This is a genomic window from Saccharothrix sabaoui, assembly GCF_051756985.1.
Classification (GTDB): Bacteria; Actinomycetota; Actinomycetes; order Mycobacteriales; family Pseudonocardiaceae; genus Actinosynnema.
The window spans coordinates 1-5,139 of the sequence record NZ_JBPKJK010000085.1 but is presented as its reverse complement, the minus strand read 5'-3'; the positions used below and the strand labels follow the sequence as shown (position 1 = coordinate 5,139).

The 5,139-nt window shown below is 75.0% G+C and carries 4 protein-coding genes; all 4 read left to right on the top strand.

The genetic code is table 11. From position 1 onward, the window contains the following. Nucleotides 1-117 precede the first annotated feature (117 nt). Nucleotides 118-1,467 carry a thioesterase domain-containing protein gene (locus tag ACR807_RS24550; protein ID WP_438923757.1) on the top strand — a complete coding sequence of 450 codons (1,350 nt, stop codon included), beginning with the start codon at nucleotides 118-120 and terminating at the stop codon, nucleotides 1,465-1,467. Next, entirely contained in the window at nucleotides 1,464-2,666 is a 1,203-nt protein-coding gene (locus tag ACR807_RS24545) for a cytochrome P450 (protein ID WP_438923754.1), read from the top strand. The genes ACR807_RS24550 and ACR807_RS24545 overlap by 4 nt, the downstream gene beginning before the upstream one ends. Before the next feature lie 97 nt (nucleotides 2,667-2,763). Next, the gene (locus tag ACR807_RS24540) at nucleotides 2,764-3,738 is read left to right on the top strand and encodes a class I SAM-dependent methyltransferase (RefSeq protein WP_438923753.1); all 975 of its coding nucleotides are present in this window, start codon (nucleotides 2,764-2,766) and stop codon (nucleotides 3,736-3,738) included. 52 nt (nucleotides 3,739-3,790) lie between these two features. Continuing rightward, on the top strand, nucleotides 3,791-5,125 hold the full coding sequence (gene ccrA, locus ACR807_RS24535; RefSeq protein WP_438923752.1) for a crotonyl-CoA carboxylase/reductase: 1,335 nt from the start codon (nucleotides 3,791-3,793) through the stop codon (nucleotides 5,123-5,125). Nucleotides 5,126-5,139: the final 14 nt, after the last annotated feature.

The window sequence follows — 5,139 nt, the reverse complement described above, 5'->3', positions numbered from 1 at the left end:
GTCGGCGACCTCGGCCCCGCCCAGCGGGAACGCCTGCGCCGCCTGGGCCGCCCCCTGCCGCCCGCCGAGGCGCTGGCCCTGTTCGACGCCGCCCTGGCGGACGGCGCGCCCCTGCTCGTGCCCACCCGGCTGGAAGTGCCCGCCCGGCTGGAAGTGCCCGGCCGGCTGGAAGTGCCCGGCCGGCCGGAGGAGCCCGTCGGGGCCGAGGTGCCGCCGCTGCTGCGCGCGCTGGTGCCCGGTCGCGCGTCCCGGACCACCGCCGCGGACCCGCGCCGCCGGCTCGCCGCCCTCACCGGACCCGCCCGTGACGCCGCCCTGCGCGACGCCGTGTTCGGCCAGGTCGCCGCCGTCCTCGGCTACCCGGACGCGCGGGCCGTCGTCGGCGACCGGGGTTTCCTGGAGCTCGGCCTCGACTCGCTCACCGCCGTCGAGCTGCGCAACGGCCTCGACCGCGCCACCGGACTGCGCCTGCGCACCACGATCGCCTTCGACGCCGGCACCCCCGACGAGCTGGTGCGGCGGCTCGCGCGGGCACTGGCCCGGGTCGCCCCCGAACCCGCCCCGGAACCGCGCGCCGACCCCGCCCCGGAACCCCGCGCCAACCCCATGGACGCGCTCGACGGCCTGTTCCGCCACGCCCTGCGCCTGGGGCAGCGCAAGACCGCCCAGCGGCTGGCCCGCGAGGCCGCCCGGCTCAGGCCCATGGCCGCCTCACCGGCCGACTGGCCCGCCCCGCCGGAACCGGTGCTGCTCGCCGACGGCCCCGAGCGGCCCGCGCTGGTCTGCTTCTCGTCCATCGTGGCCATCGCCGGCGCCCACCAGTTCGCCCGCTTCGCCGGGCGGTTCCGGGGCACCCGCCCGTGCCTGGCGTTCGACGTGCCCGGCTTCGGCGCGGGCGAACTGCTCGCGGCCGACGTCGACACCCTCGTCGGCGCGTACGCCGACGCCATCACCGAGCGGGTCGCCGGGCCGTTCGTGCTGCTGGGCAGCTCCTCCGGCGGCTACCTCGCGCACGCCACCGCCACCGCGCTGGAGGCCCGCGGCACGCGCCCGACCGGCGTCGCCCTGCTGGACACCTACCTGATCGGCGACCCGGCGATCATGCGGGACCGCGTCCAGGAGCACCTGATGGCCGGGATGCTCGACCGCGAGGACCGGTACGTGCGCCTGGACGGCGACCGGCTCACCGCGATGGCCTGGTACGGCGGCCTGTTCGAGGACTGGGCGCCCGGCCCGTGCGCCGCGCCGCTGCTGCTGGTGCGCGCCTCGGAACCGATGGACGGCATGACCGACGACCCGGCGTCCGACGACTGGCGCGCCCACTGGGACACCGCGCAGACCGTCGTGGACGTCCCCGGCAACCACTTCACGCTCGCCGAGCAGCACCTGGAGCACTGCACCGCGGCGGTGGAGAAGTGGCTCCGCACCCTCACCCCCGCCGCAGACAAGGAAGAGGCGCCCGCATGACCGACACGACGCCCGTGCCCGACCTCGCGATCCGGCGCGGCTGCCCGTTCGCCGAACCCGACGGCTACGCCGAACTGCGCGCGGCCGGCCCGGTCACCCGCGTGCGCCTCGGCTCCGGCCGGGAGGCGTGGGCGGTGTCGTCGCACGCGGCGGCCCGCGAGCTGCTGCTCTCCGACGCGTTCAGCGTGGACCGCAGGCACCCGAACTACCCGAGCCTCGTGCCGTTCACCCACGACGTCGGGTTCCGCGCCTCCATCGGCGAGATGGACCCGCCCGAGCACGGCGCCGCCCGCCGGGCGGTCAACGGCGAGTTCACCCAGCGCCGCGTGGAGGCCATGCGCCCGGACGTGCAGGAGGTGGTGGACGGCCTGGTCGACGCCCTGCTGGCCGGTCCCAAGCCCGCCGACCTGGTGCCCGCCCTGGCGCTGCCGCTGCCGACCACCCTGATCTGCGAGCTGCTCGGCGTGCCCGAGGAGGACCGTGAGGCGTTCCGGGTCCGCTCCGCCACCATGATCGACCTGTTCACCGCGCCGCAGGAGCGGATGGCCGCCATCGGCGCGCTGCTCGGCTACATCGACCAGCTCGTCACCGCCAAGGAGGCCGACCCCGGCGACGACCTCGTCGGCCGCCGCATCCGCAGGGCCCGCGAGGACGACGACGGCACCGACCACCAGGCGCTGGTGGAACTGGCGCTCACGCTGCTCGTCGCCGGCTTCGAGAGCACCGCCAACCAGATCTCCCTCGGCGTGGTCGCCCTGCTGCGCCACCCCGACCAGCTCGACCTGCTCCGCCGCGAGCCGGAGCGCTGGCCCGCCGCCGTCGAGGAGCTGCTGCGCTACTGCTCCATCCTCAACCCGGTGTCCTACCGGGTCGCCGCCGACGACGTCACCATCGCCGGCGTGGCCGTGCGCCGGGGCGACGGCGTGGTCGCCCTGGGCACCGCGGTCAACCGCGACCCCGAGGTGTTCGCCGACCCCGACCGGCTCGACGTCACCCGCACCTCCGGCCGCCACCTCGCCTTCGGGCACGGCGCGCACGTGTGCGTCGGGCAGCACCTGGCCCGGGTCGAGCTCCAGGTCGTCTACGAGACCCTCTTCCGCCGCGTGCCGGACCTGCGGCTCGCGGTGCCCGTGGAGGAGCTGTCCTTCAAGGACGAGGCCGCCGCGTACGGGTTGAACTCCGTGCCCGTCACCTGGTGACCGCGCGCGGCCATCGCGCGGATATCGGGGCGCTATGGGGCCCCGCGAGACTCGTGGCGATCCGCGAGCCGAGTTGTCGCCGAACGGGGGAAATCGCATGGCATCCACCGGCGGTCCGGAGGCGATCACCGCCTTCATGGACACCGTCAGCCGGTTCAACGGCCCCGCCGAGGACGCGGTCCTCGACGCCGAGGCCAGCGACGAGTTCAAGGACCACTCCATCTGGCTCTACGACGTGGCGGCGATGATCGCCGCGCGCGGCGAGATCTGGAACTGGGGCATGGACGACCCGGTGCTGGCCCGGGAGATCGACGAGGTGCTCCCCGGCAGCCTCGACTTCTGCACCGACGGCGTGTCCGAGCAGCTGTACTTCCGGTCGCTGCGGGTGCTGCCGCACGCCCTGGGCGACTACGCGGGCAAGACCGTGGTCGAGATCGGCAGCGGCGCGGGGGAGGGGCTGAACTTCCTGTCCCGCGCCGCCCCCGGCGGCCGGTTCCTCGGCGTCGAGCTGTCCCCGCTGGCCGTGCGCCGGGCCAACGCCCTGCTCTCCCGCGGCGGCGAGCTGCGGTACGTCCAGGGCGACGCCGAGGCGCTGCCGCTGGGCGACGGCGAGGCCGACGTCGTGATCAGCGTGGAGAGCTCGCACAACTACCCGCACCCCGGGCGGTTCCTCGCCGAGGTCGCCCGGGTGCTCAAGCCCGGCGGGTACTTCTCCTACCTCGACGGCTACACCGAGCACCGCTACGACCTGCTGACCACCCTCAAGCGGGACGTGCCCGGGTTCGAGTGGCTGTCGCAGGACGACATCTCCGAACAGGTGCGGGCGGGCATCCGCAAGCGGATGCGGCCGGACAGCCACTTCCGCGCGCACACCGTCGCGAGCCGCAGCACCGGCAGGTTCGGCCGGCACGTCCACTTCCACCTCCAGGCCACCACGATGGGCAGCACGTTCATCGGGCAGCGGCCCAGCGCGGTCGTGCGGGCGTTGCAGAAGGCCGGCCGGGTGCCGACGGCGTGGACGCTGCCGGTGGAGAGCTACCTGCACAGCGTGGCCCGCCGGCTGCCCGCGTGACCCGCGTCCCGACCCCTTCCGACCCGTCCCCACCGAGGAGAGGCGAACAGCCATGGATGCTCTCGCGGCGGCCGCCGTGCGCGGAGCCGGCGCCGACGAACTGCTGGGGCTCCCGGTGCCCGAGCGGTACCGGGCCGCGCACACCCGGATCGAGGACGCCGACGTGTTCCACGGCGTCGAGGACAAGGACGTCCGCCGGTCCATCCGGGTCGGCGAGGTGCCGATGCCGGAACTGGCGCCGGACGAGGTGCTGGTCGCGCTGATGGCCAGCTCCGTCAACTACAACACGGTGTGGTCGGCGACCTTCGAACCCGTGCCGACCTTCGCGTTCCTCAAGCACTACGGGCGCGAGGGCGGCTGGGCGGAGCGCCACGACCAGCCGTTCCACGTGCTCGGCTCGGACGCCTCCGGCGTCGTCGTGCGCGTCGGCGCGGGCGTGCGCCGCTGGGCCGTGGGCGACCGCGTGGTCGTCACCCCGGTGCACGTCGACGACCAGGAACCGGCCGTGCACGGCGACGGCATGGTCGGCACGTCGCAGCGGGCGTGGGGCTACGAGACCAACTACGGCGGGCTCGCCGACTACGCGGTCGTGCGGGCCAGCCAGCTGGTGCCCAAACCCGCCCACCTCACCTGGGAGGAGGCCGCGAGCACGCCGGTCTGCGCGGCCACCGCCTACCGGATGCTCATCGGCGAGCGCGGCGCCCGGATGAAGCTGGGCGACGTGGTGCTCGTCTGGGGCGCGGCCGGCGGGCTGGGCGTGTTCGGCGTGCAGCTGGTCAAGCAGGCGGGCGGCGTCGCGGTCGGCGTCGTGGGCTCGGAGGAGAAGGCGCGGCTGGTCCGCCGGCTCGGCTGCGACGTGGTGGTCGACCGCGCGGAGCTGGGCCTGGGCGACCCGGACGACCCGGGCGCGGTGCTCAAGGCGGGCAAGCGGCTCGGCGCGATCATCCGCCGGGAGACGGGCGACGACCCGCACGTCGTGTTCGACCACGTCGGCCGGGCCACGTTCGGCGTGTCGATGTTCGTCGCCCGGCGCGGCGGCGCGGTGGTCACCTGCGGTTCCAGCACCGGTTACCAGCACCAGTACGACAACCGCTACCTGTGGATGAAGCTCAAGCGGCTGATCGGCAGCCACGGCGCGAACCTCCAGGAGCAGTGGGAGTCCAACCGGCTGTTCGACCTCGGGCTGGTGCTGCCGGTGCTGTCGGAGGTGCACGCGCTGGCCGGGGTCGGCGAGGCCGCCCGCTTGGTGCAGACCAACGGCCACACCGGCAAGGTCGGCGTGCTGTGCCTCGCGCCGGAGGCGGGGCTCGGCGTGGAGGACCGGGCCAAGCGGGACCGGCTGGCCGCGGCCCGGCCGCCCGTGCTGGAGACCGTCGTCCGGGTCTGACCGGTGCGATCCCG